At 68.6% G+C, this 14,606-nt stretch carries 19 protein-coding genes; 5 read left to right on the top strand and 14 right to left on the bottom strand.

The window, feature by feature from the left end:
- Positions 1 to 5: 5 nt before the first annotated feature.
- On the bottom strand, positions 6 to 545 hold the full coding sequence (locus MNI96_RS20375; RefSeq protein ID WP_249696163.1) for a peroxiredoxin-like family protein: 540 nt from the start codon (positions 543 to 545) through the stop codon (positions 6 to 8).
- A gap of 101 nt (positions 546 to 646) precedes the next feature.
- On the opposite strand from MNI96_RS20375, the gene MNI96_RS20370 reads away from it, so the two are divergent.
- Positions 647 to 1,468 carry a helix-turn-helix transcriptional regulator gene (locus MNI96_RS20370; RefSeq protein ID WP_249696162.1) on the top strand — a complete coding sequence of 274 codons (822 nt, stop codon included), beginning with the start codon at positions 647 to 649 and terminating at the stop codon, positions 1,466 to 1,468.
- Here the strand turns inward: MNI96_RS20370 and MNI96_RS20365 are convergent.
- The 4 genes from MNI96_RS20365 to purS are packed head-to-tail and all read right to left on the bottom strand — an operon-like array spanning position 1,438 to position 2,815.
- On the bottom strand, positions 1,438 to 1,698 hold the full coding sequence (locus tag MNI96_RS20365) for a DUF2164 domain-containing protein (protein WP_249696161.1): 261 nt from the start codon (positions 1,696 to 1,698) through the stop codon (positions 1,438 to 1,440). The genes MNI96_RS20370 and MNI96_RS20365 overlap by 31 nt on opposite strands.
- Before the next feature lie 29 nt (positions 1,699 to 1,727).
- A complete protein-coding gene (gene purQ / locus MNI96_RS20360) occupies positions 1,728 to 2,402 on the bottom strand; it encodes a phosphoribosylformylglycinamidine synthase subunit PurQ (protein WP_249696160.1) in 675 nt (224 codons plus the stop codon).
- 22 nt (positions 2,403 to 2,424) lie between these two features.
- Positions 2,425 to 2,532, bottom strand: a complete 108-nt coding sequence (locus MNI96_RS20355; protein ID WP_249696159.1) for a phosphoribosylformylglycinamidine synthase-associated small membrane protein — start codon at positions 2,530 to 2,532, stop codon at positions 2,425 to 2,427.
- 43 nt (positions 2,533 to 2,575) lie between these two features.
- Positions 2,576 to 2,815, bottom strand: a complete 240-nt coding sequence (gene purS / locus MNI96_RS20350; RefSeq protein WP_249696158.1) for a phosphoribosylformylglycinamidine synthase subunit PurS — start codon at positions 2,813 to 2,815, stop codon at positions 2,576 to 2,578.
- 243 nt (positions 2,816 to 3,058) lie between these two features.
- Here purS and MNI96_RS20345 point away from each other — a divergent pair, with 243 nt between their 5' ends.
- Complete coding sequence (locus tag MNI96_RS20345) at positions 3,059 to 3,823, top strand: SDR family oxidoreductase (protein WP_249696156.1); 765 nt, start codon at positions 3,059 to 3,061, stop codon at positions 3,821 to 3,823.
- Between the two features lie 92 nt (positions 3,824 to 3,915).
- Here MNI96_RS20345 and purC read toward each other — a convergent pair whose 3' ends face one another.
- Positions 3,916 to 4,713 carry a phosphoribosylaminoimidazolesuccinocarboxamide synthase gene (gene purC, locus MNI96_RS20340; protein ID WP_249696154.1) on the bottom strand — a complete coding sequence of 266 codons (798 nt, stop codon included), beginning with the start codon at positions 4,711 to 4,713 and terminating at the stop codon, positions 3,916 to 3,918.
- A gap of 373 nt (positions 4,714 to 5,086) precedes the next feature.
- Here purC and MNI96_RS20335 point away from each other — a divergent pair, with 373 nt between their 5' ends.
- Both MNI96_RS20335 and MNI96_RS20330 read left to right on the top strand, forming a co-directional pair.
- A complete protein-coding gene (locus MNI96_RS20335; protein WP_249696152.1) occupies positions 5,087 to 5,410 on the top strand; it encodes a DUF1476 domain-containing protein in 324 nt (107 codons plus the stop codon).
- A gap of 164 nt (positions 5,411 to 5,574) precedes the next feature.
- Positions 5,575 to 6,345, top strand: coding sequence for an HpcH/HpaI aldolase family protein (locus MNI96_RS20330; RefSeq protein ID WP_249696150.1), 771 nt, complete (start codon positions 5,575 to 5,577; stop codon positions 6,343 to 6,345).
- A gap of 152 nt (positions 6,346 to 6,497) precedes the next feature.
- Here MNI96_RS20330 and MNI96_RS20325 read toward each other — a convergent pair whose 3' ends face one another.
- The 7 genes from MNI96_RS20325 to MNI96_RS20295 form a co-directional block, all read right to left on the bottom strand.
- Positions 6,498 to 7,175, bottom strand: a complete 678-nt coding sequence (locus MNI96_RS20325) for a hypothetical protein (protein ID WP_249696148.1) — start codon at positions 7,173 to 7,175, stop codon at positions 6,498 to 6,500.
- Between the two features lie 256 nt (positions 7,176 to 7,431).
- Positions 7,432 to 7,992: an RBBP9/YdeN family alpha/beta hydrolase gene (locus tag MNI96_RS20320; protein ID WP_249696146.1), complete on the bottom strand. Its 561-nt coding sequence runs from the start codon at positions 7,990 to 7,992 to the stop codon at positions 7,432 to 7,434.
- A 69-nt stretch (positions 7,993 to 8,061) separates the two neighbouring features.
- Positions 8,062 to 9,390, bottom strand: a complete 1,329-nt coding sequence (gene purB, locus MNI96_RS20315) for an adenylosuccinate lyase (protein WP_249696144.1) — start codon at positions 9,388 to 9,390, stop codon at positions 8,062 to 8,064.
- Positions 9,391 to 9,433: 43 nt separating this feature from the next.
- Entirely contained in the window at positions 9,434 to 9,907 is a 474-nt protein-coding gene (locus tag MNI96_RS20310) for a hypothetical protein (RefSeq protein ID WP_249696142.1), read from the bottom strand.
- 79 nt (positions 9,908 to 9,986) lie between these two features.
- Positions 9,987 to 10,664: a ribulose-phosphate 3-epimerase gene (gene rpe, locus MNI96_RS20305; protein ID WP_249696140.1), complete on the bottom strand. Its 678-nt coding sequence runs from the start codon at positions 10,662 to 10,664 to the stop codon at positions 9,987 to 9,989.
- Positions 10,665 to 10,767: 103 nt separating this feature from the next.
- Complete coding sequence (locus tag MNI96_RS20300) at positions 10,768 to 11,544, bottom strand: DUF2259 domain-containing protein (protein ID WP_249696138.1); 777 nt, start codon at positions 11,542 to 11,544, stop codon at positions 10,768 to 10,770.
- A 38-nt stretch (positions 11,545 to 11,582) separates the two neighbouring features.
- Positions 11,583 to 12,581, bottom strand: coding sequence for a sodium:proton symporter (locus MNI96_RS20295; RefSeq protein WP_249696136.1), 999 nt, complete (start codon positions 12,579 to 12,581; stop codon positions 11,583 to 11,585).
- A 127-nt stretch (positions 12,582 to 12,708) separates the two neighbouring features.
- Here MNI96_RS20295 and MNI96_RS20290 point away from each other — a divergent pair, with 127 nt between their 5' ends.
- Positions 12,709 to 13,974: an NAD(P)/FAD-dependent oxidoreductase gene (locus MNI96_RS20290; protein ID WP_249696134.1), complete on the top strand. Its 1,266-nt coding sequence runs from the start codon at positions 12,709 to 12,711 to the stop codon at positions 13,972 to 13,974.
- Here MNI96_RS20290 and MNI96_RS20285 read toward each other — a convergent pair.
- Positions 13,971 to 14,432: a GFA family protein gene (locus MNI96_RS20285; protein WP_249696132.1), complete on the bottom strand. Its 462-nt coding sequence runs from the start codon at positions 14,430 to 14,432 to the stop codon at positions 13,971 to 13,973. The two genes, MNI96_RS20290 and MNI96_RS20285, sit on opposite strands and share 4 nt — an antisense overlap.
- Positions 14,433 to 14,606: the final 174 nt, after the last annotated feature.

Raw genomic sequence — 14,606 nt, 5'->3', positions numbered from 1 at the left:
GCTTCTCAGACCGCGCCGGTGTATTCGCCGCGCGCCGGATAATCGTTCTTGCGCACGAAATCGAGCGCGCCGACCATCTCCTGGAAATGCGGGCGCACGAAAGGCATCGTCTGCACCGAGGCGAAGTAGAGCGTGCCGTCGGCGCGCACCAGGAACACGCCCGGCTCGGAGAAGAGCTCCGGCTCCTCGATGCCGATGGACGTCATGCCGCGCCCGGCCGAGACATACAGCCCCCAGTCGCGCGCCACCTGCAGCGGCAGGCCGTAGCCGATGCGCAGGGCCTGCGCCCCGATCTTCTCCGCCATCGCCTCTGCCCGCTCCCTGTCGTCGGACGACAGGGCCAGCGTCGTCACGCCGCGCTCGGCAAAGGCCGGCGTCAGGCGTTCCAGCTCCTTCAGGTAGGCGGCGCAGATCGGGCAGTGCAGGCCGCGGTAGAAGACGACGAGCGTCGCGAAGTCCGGCCTCTCCGCGGCAAGGTCGAGGCGGCCATGGGAGAGCGTCTCCAGCGCGAGCGCGGGAACCTGCTGGCGGGGAATGAGGGACATCCTTGTCCTTTCGCTGAACTCTTGGGCGGGCGGTCGTCGCCGGCCATCCTTGTTGGCCGTGCCAAGCTAATGTATGAAAGGAAAAGGACAGTCCGATTTTAATGATCGAGAGTTCAATGAACGGTGCCAGCATGCCGCAAGGGCGGGTCGACCGGCTGTCGGCCCTGATCGACCGGTTCCGCATTTCCGCCTGCGTGCTGGGCACCGCCCTGCCGGCGGGCGAGCCGGCGCATTTGCTGCTGACGGGGGATGGGAGCCTCGGTGAGACCGAGCCGCTCGCCCTGCGGCGGCTGGTGTTCCGCGTCGACGGCACGCGCGAGGCCTGCCGGCTGCAAGGACCGGTGGCGGTCGCCGCGCGGGTCGATCTCGGCGGGCCGGGCTCGCCGCTCGCCACCGCGCTGCCGGAAGAGGTCTGCATCGATCTTGCCGAGGCGCCGGCGCTGGCGGCGGTTGCCGCCGTGCTGCACGAGGAGGTGACCAGCCCGCGCTGCGGCGGCAAGGCCATCGTCGACCGGCTGTGCGAGATCGTGGTGATCCGCTTCCTGCGCCATGCCATCGAGACCGGGCAGGCGCGGGACGGGCTGATCGCCGGCCTCGGCCATCCGCAGATCATGCTGGCGCTGGTCGCCATGCACGAGGCGCCGGAGCGGCGCTGGCGGCTGGAGGATCTGGCGTCGGTCTGCGGCATGTCGCGCACGGCCTTCGCCACCGGTTTTCGCCGGATCGTCGGCCAGACGCCGGGCGCCTATCTGCAGGCCTGGCGGCTGTGCCTGGCGCGGCAGGAGATCGAGCGGGGAGGGGTGTTGAAGAGCGTTGCCGGCCGCGTCGGCTTTTCCAGCGCCTCGGCCTTCAGCCGAGCCTATTCGCGCCAGTTCGGCCAGCCGCCGAGCGGTCACGCGCGGGTGGGCTTTTCCAGCGCGTAGACCGCGTCCGTCGCCTCTTCCAGCCGGGCGGCGATGGCCGCCTGGGCATCGAACAGGCCGCGATTGTAGAAGGCGTTGCCGATCTCGGCGGCGATGAAGTCGAGAAAGGCCTCGGTCTCCAGCATGCCGGCCTCGGCGCCGAGTTCGTCGCGCAGATAGTCGCGCAGCCGGCGGGCGAGTTCCGCCTTTTCCTCAGCCTTGAAGGGAGAGGCGGAGGCGGCACGGCTCATCGGTCGTCTCCCGTCTCTCGCCGCCTGGATCAGGCGGCGGCGAAGGCTTCGCAGATGCTCTCGAAGAAGGCGCGCCCGTCGGTGCTCGCCTGCTGCGCGTCGACGTAGTTTTCCGGGTGCGGCATCATGCCGAGCACGTTGCCGGCCTCGTTGGTGATGCCGGCGATGTCGTTGACCGAGCCGTTCGGGTTGGTGCCGCTCGCATAGCGGAAGGCGACGCGATCCCCGCCCTCGAGCCGCGCGATGGTCTGCGCATCGGCGAAATAGTTGCCGTCGTGATGGGCGACGGGGCAGCGCCAGGTCTCGCCCTTGCGCATGCCGGCGGTGAAGCGGTTGGCCGTGGAGGCGGTCTCCAGCAGCACTTCGCGGCAGACGAAGGTGAGGCCGGCATTGCGCATCAGGGCGCCCGGCAGCAGCCCTGCCTCGGTCAGCATCTGGAAGCCGTTGCACACGCCGAGCACCAGGCCGCCACGGGCGGCGAAGGCGCGGATCGCATCCATCACCGGCGCGCGCGCGGCGATGGCGCCGGAGCGCAGGTAGTCGCCGTAGGAAAAGCCGCCCGGCAGCACCACCAGATCGACATCCGGCAGGCTGGTGTCGGCATGCCACACGGCTTCGGGCTTGCGGCCGGAGACCAGCTCCAGCGCATGCATCATGTCGCGCTCGCGATTCGAGCCGGGGAAGGTGACGACGGCGGACTTCATGGCGGGAGAGCTCCCTTTCGGTTCACACCAGGAACAGCGCGGCGGCGAGCGCCAGCGCGGCCGGCAGGGCGACGAAGACCGCTGCCTTGATCAGCAGGAAACGCAGGACCCTGGCGCTGTCATCGTCCATGCCGGCCTCCCGCGTCTCGCTGCCCGCGTTGCGGGCGATCCCCTTAGAGGATCTCGATGTCGTAGTTCTCGATCACCGTGTTGGCGAGCAGCTTCTCGCACATGGCGGCGAGGTCGGCGCGCGCGGCGTCCGCGCTGCGGCCGCTGATCTCCAGATCGAAGACCTTGCCCTGGCGCACGCTGTCGACGCCGGCGAAGCCGAGCGCGGCAAGGCCACCCTCGATCGCCTTGCCCTGCGGGTCGAGGACGCCGGACTTCAGGGTAACGGTCACGCGTGCTTTCATCGGGGAATGTCTCCGCAAATCGGCGCCGGCGCGCGTTGGCGTCCGCCGGCTGGGCAGTTGGCCCGCTTCTAGCGCGACGGCCGCGCGGAAGGAAGGGGCTTTTGTGCGCTTTGCAATGCCTGGACGCGTTTCAGGGACTGCTTTCTCCGTTCGGACCCGCGTTTCGCTCAATCTGCTATCGGGTGTCGCGGCCCTTCTTCCCCGCCTACCAAGCCTGCCATTGCAACGGCGATGGAGGGTTTCATGCCGATACTGGAAGACAGGGTCGCAATCATCACCGGGGCGAGCTCCGGGTTGGGAGCCGCAACAGCGCGGCTCTTCGCCGCGGAAGGTTGCGCGGTCGTTCTCGGCGCGCGGCGCCGGGGCGAACTGGAGGAGGTTGCCGGGGAGATCGAGCGGGCAGGCGGCCGGGCGGCGGTTCTGGCCGGCGACGTGCAGGAGGAGGACTATGCCAGGGCGCTGGTCGATCTGGCGAAGGACCGCTTCGGCGGGCTCGACATCGCCTTCAACAATGCGGGTATGATCGGCCCCATGGGGCCGGCGCCGTCCCTGTCGCTCGTTGACTGGAACACGGTGCTCGCCACCAACCTGACCGGCGGGTTCCTCGGGGCGAAATACCAGATCGCCGCCATGGAGGAACGCGGCGGCGGCTCGCTGATCTTCACCTCGACCATCGTCGGGCAGTCCGTCGGCCTGCCGGGCATGGCGGCTTATGGCGCCAGCAAGGCCGGGCTCGTCGGCTTGACGCGGGTGCTGGCGGCCGAGTTCGGTGCGAAGGGGATCCGGGTCAACGCGATCCTGCCCGGCGGCATCGACACGCCGATGGGGCGGGAGGCGGCGTCGACGCCGGAGGCGCTCGCCTTCGTGGAGAGCCTGCATGCGCTCAAGCGCATTTCCACGCCCGAGGAGATCGCCGGGACCGCGCTCTACCTCGCCTCGCCGGCCTCCAGCTTCACCACCGGCACGGCGATGCTGGTCGACGGCGGCGTCTCGATCAACCGCACCTGACCTTTGCTGCAAGGCTTGCCTGAAAAGCCGAAAGCCCCGGCCGTTTCCGGTCGGGGCTTTCCTTGTTCCGTCGAGCGCAGCGCCCGGCGATCTTACTTCACGAGCACCGGACCGGTGCCGTTCGGCCGGTCGTTGTCGTTGAGGATGCCGAGGCGCCGGGCCACTTCCTGGTAGGCTTCCAGCATGCCGCCGAGGTCGCGGCGGAAGCGGTCCTTGTCCATCTTCTCGTTGGACTGGATGTCCCACAGGCGGCAGCTGTCCGGCGAGATCTCGTCGGCGACGACGATGCGCATCATGTCGCCTTCCCACAGCCGGCCGCACTCGATCTTGAAGTCGACGAGACGGATGCCGACGCCCAGAAACAGGCCGGTCAGGAAGTCGTTGACGCGGATGGCCAGCGCCATGATGTCGTCCATCTCCTGCGGCGAGCACCAGCCGAAGGCGGTGATGTGCTCCTCGGAGACCATCGGATCGTCGAGCGCGTCGTTCTTGTAATAGAACTCGATGATCGAGCGCGGCAGCTGCGTGCCTTCCTCGATGCCGAGGCGCTTGGACAGCGAGCCGGCGGCGACGTTGCGCACCACCACTTCCAGCGGGATGATCTCGACCTCGCGGATGAGCTGCTCGCGCATGTTCATCCGGCGAATGAAGTGGGTCGGGATGCCGATCGCGTTGAGATGGTTGAAGATGTACTCGGAGATCCGGTTGTTCAGGACCCCCTTGCCATCGACAATCTCGTGCTTCTTGGCGTTGAAGGCAGTTGCGTCATCCTTGAAGTGCTGGATGAGCGTACCGGGTTCCGGGCCCTCGTAGAGGATCTTGCCCTTGCCCTCGTAAATGCGCCTGCGGCGGTTCATAGGCACGTACCGTGTTTGAGAAAGAAAATCCATAACTGGCGGAGATGCTCCGGTTGACTGCGGTCCCGTGCCCTTTGTCGGACAGTGTCTCGTTCGGCCGTGGCCGGACCCGGGACGGTCATCGGAAGGGCGCGAGAACGGCAGATGCGCTTTCGGCCCCCCGCTCGATGGCGCGGAACCTACACGATCGCCCCGTAAAGTACAATGAAGCCGCTGAAGAGATTTTCCGGCGTTCGGCCTGCTCGCGGGGCGATGTCGGGACGAGCGGGCGGGATGCGACCGATACGCGTTGATTTGGTGTGTCGCGAAGGATATGCAAGGGCGCATCGGATCCCCATATGATGGCGGCGCCGCAACCGATTTCAGCGCCCGAGGGCGCCACCGCTAGAAGGCAGGAGACTGACGCATGAGCACCTTCGACCGTCGCGAGGAGGCTTTTGAATCCAAGTTCGCCCACGACGAGGAGCTGCGCTTCAAGGCGGTGGCCCGTCGCAACAAGCTGCTCGGCCTGTGGGCCGCGGAAAAGTTGGGGCTCGATGCCGACAAGGCCCAGGACTACGCGAAGGAAGTGGTCCGCGCCGATTTCGAGGAGCCGGGCGACGAGGATGTGTTCCGCAAGATCCGCAAGGATCTCGACGATGCCGGCGTCAACCAGTCGGACCACCAGATCCGTCGGACCATGGACGAGCTGCTGCATCAGGCGGTTGAGCAGATCCAGAACGAAGGCTGAGGCGATACGAAGGGGCAGCGCGGACACGCTGCCCCTTTCGCGTTTCGCCTCCCGAATTGCCCTTTGCGCTTTTTGAAACATCGCGGGCCGCGCCAGCTGCGGTCCGCCGCCCACCGGGCCCGGTTGCGGGTCCTTCCCACCCTGCCATTTCGGAAAACCCCGCCATGACCGCTTCCGCTCCTTCCCTTGCCGCCCGCCTTCGCGCCGACGAGACCGTGATCACCGCCTGGTCGACCCTGGCCGTGCCGGCGATGGCGGAGCTGCTGGGCCGTGCGGGGTATGGTGCGGTGACGCTCGATATGCAGCACGGCGCCCACGACATCGCCTCCATCCGCGATGGGATTGCCGCCGCGCGCCTCGGCGGTGCCCACGCCGTCGTGCGTCCGCCGGTCGACGACTTCGCCACCGTGAGCCGCGCCTTCGATCTCGGCGCGGAGGCGGTGATCATGCCGATGGTCAACACGGTGGAGGACGCATTGGCGCTGGTCGGGGCGAGCAAGTTTCCTCCCGTCGGCGTCCGCAGCTGGGGCCCGCATCGCGCGGCCATGCTGCAGGGCCTGACGCCGGCCGCGTATCTCGCCTCCGCAAACGAGGAGACGGTCGCCTTCGCCATGATCGAGACGCCGGCCGCTCTGGATGCGCTGGACGAGATGCTCGCCGTCGAAGGCCTCGACGGCGTCTTCATCGGCCCGGGCGACCTGTCGCTGACCCTGTCGGAGGGGCGCGAGCTCAACCCCAGCAGCGAGAAGGTGCAGACCATCGCCGCCGACGTGGCAAAGCGCGCCCGCGCCGCCGGCAAGATCGCCGGCATCTTCTGCAACAATGCGGCGGATGCGAAGTCGGCGCGCGACATGGGCTTCCGCTTCATCTCTCACGGCATCGAGATGTCGATGCTGCTTGAGATTGCGAAGGCCCGGCTCGCCGAGCTCGACTGACGCTCTTCCGTTTCCGGTTGTCTTCGAAAGCGCCGCCCGGTTGTCAGCCGGGCGGCGTTTTCATGCGTGGAATTCCTTCGAGGAGCAGCCCATGAGATGCGGCGACATCAGTGCGAGCATTCGCGTGCCGCGCGGGAGGTCGCGCTTCAGGCTCAGGCGCGGCCGATATAGCTCTTGAGGTCGTTCTGCAGGTTGTCGAGCGGCGGCTTGCCGTTCTTCAGCAGCGGCTTTCTCGCCGGCGCGCAGCCGGGGAAATAGGGCTTGGCCGCATCGCGCGGCAGCGGCTTCAAGACCTTGGCGGTCGCAAGGCCGAACACGTCGCCGCGCTTTGTGTCGAGCGTGAAGATGTTCTGGTTGTGGAAGCTGCCGCACTGGAAGCCGGAGGGTGCGTCCTTCATCGTCGGGTTGCGGGTGCCGGGGCCGTAGTCGTAGCAGACCTGAAGAAGGTCCTTGCTGTCGTCCAGCTTCCAGCGTCCCTCCAGGATGCGGGGATTGCCCGGATACCAGAGCCAGGCGCGGCCGTCGGCGGAGGTGTAGGAGATCTGCGTGCCGTGGCCGGGCATGTAGGAGACGTCGGTGCGGTCGGTCATCATCTCCTGCGCATCGGCTTCCGTGTAGCGCGTCAGCCCGCGCAGCCGGTCCTTTTCCACGATGGCGCGTGCCGCCGGTGAATCGTTCTCGGTGTTGCCGCAGCTGCTCTGCCGGTCGCGCGCCTGCGCGAACAGTTCCCGCTCCTGCTGCAGCACTTCCTTGCTCGGACCGCAGCCGGCGAGGACCATCGGAATCGAAATCAGAAGTGCGGCACGCAAAAAGGCCTTGTGGGTTTTCATCGCAATGTCTTTTCCGAAATCGTGAGATGCACGCGGTCGTCGGATGATGCCGCTGCAATGCGGGAAGGTCCTGCAGCCCGGACGAGCCCTGCTCGCGTCGAACTCGCCCCGAACCTGTATTTTCGGGAAACGTCCATATCAACGGCGGGCGCGTCTGCCAAGCGAGGACCCGGAGAAACCCGGATGCCCGATGGCAGGGACGCCGTGACGTGGGACGAATTTCAGATCAGGACGACGCGCGGCGCAAGCAGACCCCTTACAGGTCTTTCATCAGATAGGCGAAGGACATCAGGCCTTCCGGCCAGGGGCCGTGGCCGCTTTCCAGGTTGATGTGGCCGGCATCGCCCGCATCCTGGAAATGCGCGCCCCAGTCCCGTGCCATCTGCTGGGCCACCTCATAGGCGCAATAGGGGTCGGTGCGGCTGGCCACCACCCTGGCGTGGAAGGGCAGGGGCCCCTTCGGCACGGCGCGGAACTGGGCTGCGTCGAAGGCGGGCTTCGGCTCGGCGCGGTTCAGGTCCGTCGGCGCCACCAGGAAGGCGGCTTTGATCTTGTCCGTATCGAGCCCGTGGCCATGGGCGGCATGGACCGCGGTGATCGAGCCGAGCGAATGGCCGACCAGCACCACCGGGCGCTCGGCGGCGGCAACCGCGTCCTTCAGGGCGTCGATCCATTCCTTCAGCACGGGCTGGAACCAGTTGCGCTGGGCGACGATGCGCGCCGTCGGCATCTTCTCGCACCAGCGGTGCATCCAGTGGCCGGCCGGCGTGTCGCCGTAGCCGGGCAGCAGCAGGATATCGGTCTCGGCGATCTTCATGGCTTTGATTCCGGTTGCGCAACGGGGCGGGCGAGGGCCGAGATCCGGCCCCGCCTCAACGCGCGGATGTCAGGCCTTGCCGAACACCCGGTCGAAGATCGTGCCGACGGCCTTGGTGTGGTAGCCGAGGTCGAAGCGCGAGCGGATCTCCTCTTCCGACAGGGCGGCGCGCACGTCGGCGTCGTTCAGCAGCTCCTCCAGGAAGTCGACATCGGCGCTGCCGTCCTTCTGGTAGCTGTCCCAGACCTTCATGGCGTTGCGCTGGACCAGGCGGTAGGCGTCCTCGCGCGAGGTGCCGGCCTGGGTCAGTGCCAGCAGGATGCGCTGCGAGTGCACCAGGCCGCCGAGGCGGTTCATATTGGCCAGCATGCGCTCGGGATAGACCACCAGCTTGTCGATGACATTGGTCAGCCGCGCCAGCGCGAAGTCGAGTGTCACGGTGGCGTCCGGGCCGATCATCCGCTCCACGGAGGAGTGCGAGATGTCGCGCTCGTGCCACAGGGCGACATTCTCCATCGCCGGCATCGCATAGGCGCGGACCATGCGGGCAAGGCCCGTGAGGTTCTCGGTCAGCACCGGGTTGCGCTTGTGCGGCATGGCGCTGGAGCCCTTCTGGCCCGGCGAGAAATACTCCTCCGCCTCCAGCACTTCGGTGCGCTGCAGGTGGCGGATCTCGGTCGCCACGCGCTCGATGGACGAGGCGATGACGCCGAGCGTCGCGAAGAACATGGCGTGCCGGTCGCGCGGGATCACCTGGGTGGAGACCGGCTCGACGGCCAGGCCCATCGCCTCGGCGACGTGTTCCTCGATGCGCGGATCGATATTGGCGAAGGTGCCGACGGCGCCGGAAATGGCGCAAGTGGCGACTTCCGCGCGCGCCGCGATCAGGCGCGTGCGGCAGCGGTCGAACTCGGCATAGGCCTCGGCCATCTTCAGGCCGAAGGTCACCGGCTCGGCATGGATGCCGTGCGAGCGGCCGATGCAGACCGTGTCCTTGTGCTCGAAGGCGCGGCGCCTGAGGGCGGCCAGCAGCGCGTCGATATCGGCGAGCAGCAGATCGGCGGCGCGGGTCAGCTGCACGTTCAGGCAGGTGTCCAGCACGTCGGACGAGGTCATGCCCTGGTGCACGAAGCGGGCGTCGGGGCCGACGATCTCGGCCAGGTGCGTCAGGAAGGCGATGACGTCGTGCTTGGTCTCGCGCTCGATCTCGTCGATGCGGGCGACGTCGAAGGTGGCGGCCCCGCCCTTCTCCCAGATCGTGCGGGCGGCCTCCTTGGGGATGACGCCGATCTCGGCGAGCGCGTCGCAGGCATGGGCCTCGATCTCGAACCAGATGCGGAACTTCGTCTCGGGAGACCAGATTGCGACCATTTCGGGCCGCGAATAGCGCGGGATCATGCGGGTGTCCTTCTCGGGCAGCGGCGGGTGTGCCGGCTCCTTATCAGACGCGGCGCGACGGCTCAATGCGCGCGAAGTACCACGAGAAGGCCAGCATCGGCAGGAAGGCGAAAGGCAGCAGCGGGCGGGCGCCCATCACGGCGAAGATGTAGCTGGTCGAGGCGCCGGTGAAGGCGAACTCCCAGAACATCTGCATGGAGATCGTGCTGGTGTGCCATTCCGAGTAATAGGAGCGCAGCTGCAGGAAGAAGAACACGGCGCAAAAGCCGGCGGTGCCGAGCGTCAGCGACAGGATCATGGCGGCAAAGCGCGCCGGCAGCCGCCCCTTGCGGCGGCGGAAGGTCATGAGGCTGGCGACACCCCAGGCGCAGAAGGCGCCGAGGAAGGCGCTCACCGTGAAGACGGCGACGACCCCGGCCGACCGACCCGTCAGGGCCTCGCCGCGCCAGAAGGTGAGCGCCGTCTCCATCAGGCCGATGAATGCGGCCCAGGCGATGGCGAAGACGAGCGGTCGCACGTGGCAGGTCCATCCGTTCTTACGCCGGGCGGCAGTGCCCGGCGCATTGCGCCGACTGTCGGCCGCGCGGCGGCGGGGGTCAAGCCGCGGCGGCGTCGGCGGCCTTGCGGATCGCCTCGATATTGGCGCGGTAACCGGCAACGCCCTCGCCCTTGAACACCGCCGAGCCGGCGACCAGCACATTGGCGCCGGCCTTTGCGACCAGCGGCGCGGTCTGCGCAGTGACGCCGCCGTCGACCTCGATGTCGATCGGCCGGTCGCCGATCATCGCCTTGATGCGGGCGACCTTGTCGACCATCGCCGGGATGAAGGACTGGCCGCCGAAGCCCGGATTGACGCTCATCACCAGCACCAGGTCGAGGCGGTCGAGCACGTATTCGAGGACGCTTTCCGGCGTCGCCGGGTTCAGCGAGACGCCGGCCTTCTTGCCGAGCGCGCGGATCGCCTGCAGCGAGCGGTCGAGATGCGGGCCGGCCTCGGCATGCACGGTGATGATGTCGGAGCCGGCCTTGGCGAAGGCCTCGAGGTAGGCATCGCAGGGGGCGATCATCAAATGCGTATCGAACACCTTGTCGGTGTGCCGGCGCATCGCCTTGATGACGTCGGGGCCGAAGCTGATATTGGGCACGAAATGCCCGTCCATCACGTCGAGATGGATCCAGTCGGCGCCGGCCTCCACCACGTCGCGCACTTCCCTTCCGAAGGCGGAGAAGTCCGAGGCGAGCATGGACGGGGCAATGACGACGGGGCGGGTCATGGGCGGCGGCTCCGATGGCTGGGCGTGGGAGGCTGATCTGGCGCAAGCCGCTATCACAGGCTCCCCGGTGCCACAAGCATCCAGCTGGGCGCTCCCTCTCGTCTCACAGCCGCCCGGTGATCGCCAGATGCCGCCCGTCCGGTCCCTCGAAGCCGACCTGCTCCACCAGCACGATCACCGCGAAGGACGCCGGTCCCCCGTTCACCGGGTGGTGCAGCACCAGCCGCTCGATCCGGTAGCCGAGCGCGCAGCCCCGGCTTTGCGGCAGGCGGGCATCGTCGTTGAGGACCCGCGTCTCGCCCTCGATTGCCAGCGTCAGGCGGAAGCCCTTGATCTCGCCGAAGCCGTCCGGGCAGCGCGCGGGCCGCTCCACGGCGTGCTCGGTCAGCCGCAGCTCCACCTGCGGCCCGAACTCCGGCACTTCCGCGCGTGTCGATGCGATCATCCGGTGCGGGTCGGCGCCGCGCTCGGTCGGCGGATTGTGCGCCACCGTGTCGCCATGGCCGCTGATCGCGGCCGAGGAGATCAGGTCCCCAGCCTCGTCGCGATTGGCCGCGCGGGTGCGGGCAAGGTCGGCTTCCGCCTGTTCGGGCGTTGCGTCGCCGGTCTCGTCCAGCCGGCGGAACGGGCTGCCGCCGAGCCAGGCGTCCCGGTCGACGTCGAACAGGTAGATGTTGGAATAGGGAAAGCCCGAACCGTCCTGCGTGCCGTATTCCTCGAAGGCGAAGCGGCTGCCATCGGCGGAAAAGCCCAACACGTCGACCCTTGCATAGTCGGCGGCGAAGGCCGGCGCGGTGCCCAGCGTCACAAGCAGTGCGAGGGCGGCGGCCCCCAGCGGAGCGGCGGCGAGGGCGAGGGCTTTCGGCGTCGGGCGGTGCATGGGGCGGTCTCCCGGTGCGGGTTGCGATTCCCGCCAGACTAGCCGCCGGGCGCGGCGCTGCCGTGATCCCGGTCACGTTCCGCCTGATCGGCGGCGATGCGGTTGGCCAGCGGCTTCAAGAGCCAGGGCAGCAGGTAGATCGGCAGCTGGCCGAGCCCGAAATAGAGCCAGGCGAGATCCGGCAGCGTGCCGCCCAGCGCGGCGACCAGCAGCCCCATGTTGCGGTTGCCGACCGCGTGGCCGATGACGAAGCCCTGGTCGCGCCGCACCCGCGCGAACACCAGCAGCGTCACCCCCATCTGGGTCAGCGCCACCGCGAAGGTCAGCGCCGCCACCGCCAGCGTGAACAGGGGCGCCGCCATGAACCGCTCGGCGACGCCGTCCATCACCGCCACGGCGAAGATGAACAGGATCAACACGTTCAGCCCGTCGATATGCTCCTTCGCCTCGACGATGCGGGCATTGCCGGCAAGGCGGCGAATCAGCAGCGCCATGCCGGCGGAGGCGGCGAGCAGCCCGGTCAGGCGCAGGCCGAGGGCGAGCGCGTCGATGGGCAGGCTCTCGCCGAGCAGCAGCCCGCCGATCAGCGGCGCGGTCAGGGGCGTCAGCAGCATGCCGCAGCCGACCAGCGCCAGCGACAGCGCTCCGTCGAGGCCGATCAGCGCGATGAAGGCCGGGGCCGACATGATCGGCGGGGCGGCGGTGACGATGAAGGCGGCCAGCGCGATGTCGGGATGCAGGGCGGCAAGCCCGCTCGCCTGCAGCAGCGCGCCCACGGTCAGCGGCACGGCGAGCAGCATCCATACGAGCGACAGGGCTACCAGTTTCGGCCGGCGGACATGGGCGACGACGGCGACCGGATCGACCCGCAGGAAGGCCAGCACCAGCAGCACGAAGATCGCTTCCTCGATCAGCGGGCGGAACAGCGCCGAGAGCGGCGGCAGTATCAATCCGAGCAGGGCGCTGATGGCGACGGCCCGGGTGCCCTGGCGGCCGAGCCAGGCAAGGAGGGTGAGCGGCAGGGCGAGCGCCGGCATGTGGGACACTTTCCGGGAAGGGCTCGTGGCGCCGCAACGGCGCCGGGCGGGAACAATTTCAGGACGTTGAGTATCGTGGAGAGCGTCTTCCACTTGCAAGGCGATTGTGAACGGTGTCGAAAAGCGTATGCGCAGCTTCGACGCGATCGTCCTTGGCGCCGGAATCACCGGAACGAGTGCCGCCCTGCACCTGCAGGGGCGGGGCCTTCGCGTGCTTCTCGTCGACCGCGACGCGCCGGGAGAGGATGCAACGCGCGGCAATGACGGGCTGATCGGCCGCGACGCCTACTGCCCGCCCGTCGTGCCGCTGACCCTGCCGGGCATCCTCGCCGGCGCCCTGACCCGGCGCCGCGGCTTCGGGATCGATTCGCGCTCGCTGCCCGACCTTGCCCGTTTCTTCGCCGAATGCCGGCTCAGCGCCCAGCCGGCCGCGGTGGCGCGGGCGGCCCGCGCGCTCGCGCCGCTGCAGGCGGTGGCGGCGGCGGAGCATCTGGCGCTGGCGCGGGCGGCCAGCGCCCTGCGCTTCTTCCGCCGCACCGGCTGGATCAAGCTGCTGCGCTCGCCGCGGGCGCGCGAGCTCGCCGAGGTGGACCGGCATTTCGCCCGCATTCTCGGCGTGCCTTACGCGGATCTCGACGCGGTCGAGATCGTCCGGCTGGAGCCGCATCTGCGCTCGCTGGAAGAGGCGGCGATCTACTGGCCGGAGAGCCAGTCGGTCTCCTCGCCCGGCGGCGTCACCAAGGCCTACGGCCGGCTGTTCCGCGAGCGGGGCGGGGAGGTGGAGATCGGCGATGCCGCCACGCTCCTCGACACGCGCCGGGGCTATGCGCTGCGCACCGTGCGCGGCGAGGTCGGCGCGCCGATCGCGGTGCTGGCGCTGGGCGCGGGCATCTCTCCGGTGCTTGCGCGCTTCGGGCTGACCATGCCGCTCGCCGCCTGCCGCACCTATCATCGCCATTTCCGCGCCGTCTCCGGCGTGTCGCTGACCCGGCCGGTCACCGATCAGGAGAGCGGCTTCACGCTGACGCCGATGGAGCGCGGGCTGCGGCTGGTCGGCGGTACGGAGCTGATGTCGACGGCCCGCGCGCTGTCCGGCGTTCCGGTGCGTGCCAATGCCCTGCACCGGGCGGCGTCCATCGCCAAGGGGCTGCTGCCGCTCGGATCCGCGGTGGAAGACCTGCCGGTCGCGGGCGTGCGCGTCTTCGTGCCGGACCAACTGCCCATCGTCGGCGAAATGCCCGGCATGCCGGGCCTGTGGCTGTCCGTCGGCCACATGCGCGACGGTTTCTCGCTGGCCCCGGCGATGGCGCGGCTCCTGGCCGACCTCGTTACCGACATGCTGCCGCTGGCCGACCCGCAGCCCTATTCGCCCTCGCGCTTCCTGGTCGGCTAGGCGCTGTCGCGCGCCGCGAACTCGGCGATCAGCTGCGGAAACTCTTCCGGCTGCGGGAAGCCGGTGAAACTGCGCGCGACCGGAAGCTCGACCCAGGCGAGCTTTTCCGCCGTCATCGTCTCCATGAAGGGCTTCGACCAGCGCTCGTCGTCGAACATGGTCGGGCGCACGTTGACCACCGCCTCGAAGCCGGTGATGCGGGTGAACATCCACGTCTTGCAGAACGGGCAGAAATAATGGTCGAGCTGCGGACCCTGGATGCCGCCCTTGACCGGCTCGCCCGCGGTGACGGAAAACGCCTCGGCCGGCACCATCGCGGTCAGCGAAAAGGCGCTGGAGCTCATCTTCTGGCAGCCCCGACAGTGGCAGGCGGCGGTCATCACCGGATCGGCGGTGATCGCGATCGTGGTCGCCCCGCAGCGGCAGCTCCCCGTCAGCGGCCCGGCACTCTGTCCCATCGTCCTGTCCTTCCCCGAGCTGTCGTTTCCCGAATGCGCCGCACCCGATCGCGGCGGCGCGGGCCTGCACCCGCGCGTTGCCACTCTGCCCTGTCCGCGTGCAGGGTCAAGTCGGGTGCGACCATTGGCTGCGGGAAGGTGCGACTTCGCATCCCCTCTGCCGTCACCCCGGAC

It is taken from the genome of Stappia sp. WLB 29 (genome assembly GCF_023507705.1).
In the GTDB taxonomy this organism is placed as follows: Bacteria; Pseudomonadota; Alphaproteobacteria; order Rhizobiales; family Stappiaceae; genus Stappia.
This window is presented reverse-complemented; position numbering and strand designations above follow the sequence as displayed.

Bases quoted from the DNA above. Each gene is read 5' to 3' on its own strand.
- MNI96_RS20365 (WP_249696161.1), bottom strand. From the start codon at position 1,698: ATGAGCCGTGCCGCCTCCGCCTCTCCCTTCAAGGCTGAGGAAAAGGCG.
- rpe (WP_249696140.1), bottom strand. From the start codon at position 10,664: ATGACCCGCCCCGTCGTCATTGCCCCGTCCATGCTCGCCTCGGACTTC.
- MNI96_RS20345 (WP_249696156.1), top strand. From the start codon at position 3,059: ATGCCGATACTGGAAGACAGGGTCGCAATCATCACCGGGGCGAGCTCC.
- MNI96_RS20295 (WP_249696136.1), bottom strand. From the start codon at position 12,581: ATGCCGGCGCTCGCCCTGCCGCTCACCCTCCTTGCCTGGCTCGGCCGC.
- MNI96_RS20355 (WP_249696159.1), bottom strand. From the start codon at position 2,532: ATGGACGATGACAGCGCCAGGGTCCTGCGTTTCCTGCTGATCAAGGCA.
- purS (WP_249696158.1), bottom strand. From the start codon at position 2,815: ATGAAAGCACGCGTGACCGTTACCCTGAAGTCCGGCGTCCTCGACCCG.
- MNI96_RS20300 (WP_249696138.1), bottom strand. From the start codon at position 11,544: ATGCACCGCCCGACGCCGAAAGCCCTCGCCCTCGCCGCCGCTCCGCTG.
- MNI96_RS20325 (WP_249696148.1), bottom strand. From the start codon at position 7,175: ATGAAAACCCACAAGGCCTTTTTGCGTGCCGCACTTCTGATTTCGATT.
- MNI96_RS20285 (WP_249696132.1), bottom strand. From the start codon at position 14,432: ATGGGACAGAGTGCCGGGCCGCTGACGGGGAGCTGCCGCTGCGGGGCG.
- MNI96_RS20370 (WP_249696162.1), top strand. From the start codon at position 647: ATGATCGAGAGTTCAATGAACGGTGCCAGCATGCCGCAAGGGCGGGTC.
- purQ (WP_249696160.1), bottom strand. From the start codon at position 2,402: ATGAAGTCCGCCGTCGTCACCTTCCCCGGCTCGAATCGCGAGCGCGAC.
- purB (WP_249696144.1), bottom strand. From the start codon at position 9,390: ATGATCCCGCGCTATTCGCGGCCCGAAATGGTCGCAATCTGGTCTCCC.
- MNI96_RS20320 (WP_249696146.1), bottom strand. From the start codon at position 7,992: ATGAAGATCGCCGAGACCGATATCCTGCTGCTGCCCGGCTACGGCGAC.
- MNI96_RS20290 (WP_249696134.1), top strand. From the start codon at position 12,709: ATGCGCAGCTTCGACGCGATCGTCCTTGGCGCCGGAATCACCGGAACG.
- MNI96_RS20330 (WP_249696150.1), top strand. From the start codon at position 5,575: ATGACCGCTTCCGCTCCTTCCCTTGCCGCCCGCCTTCGCGCCGACGAG.
- MNI96_RS20335 (WP_249696152.1), top strand. From the start codon at position 5,087: ATGAGCACCTTCGACCGTCGCGAGGAGGCTTTTGAATCCAAGTTCGCC.
- purC (WP_249696154.1), bottom strand. From the start codon at position 4,713: ATGGATTTTCTTTCTCAAACACGGTACGTGCCTATGAACCGCCGCAGG.
- MNI96_RS20375 (WP_249696163.1), bottom strand. From the start codon at position 545: ATGTCCCTCATTCCCCGCCAGCAGGTTCCCGCGCTCGCGCTGGAGACG.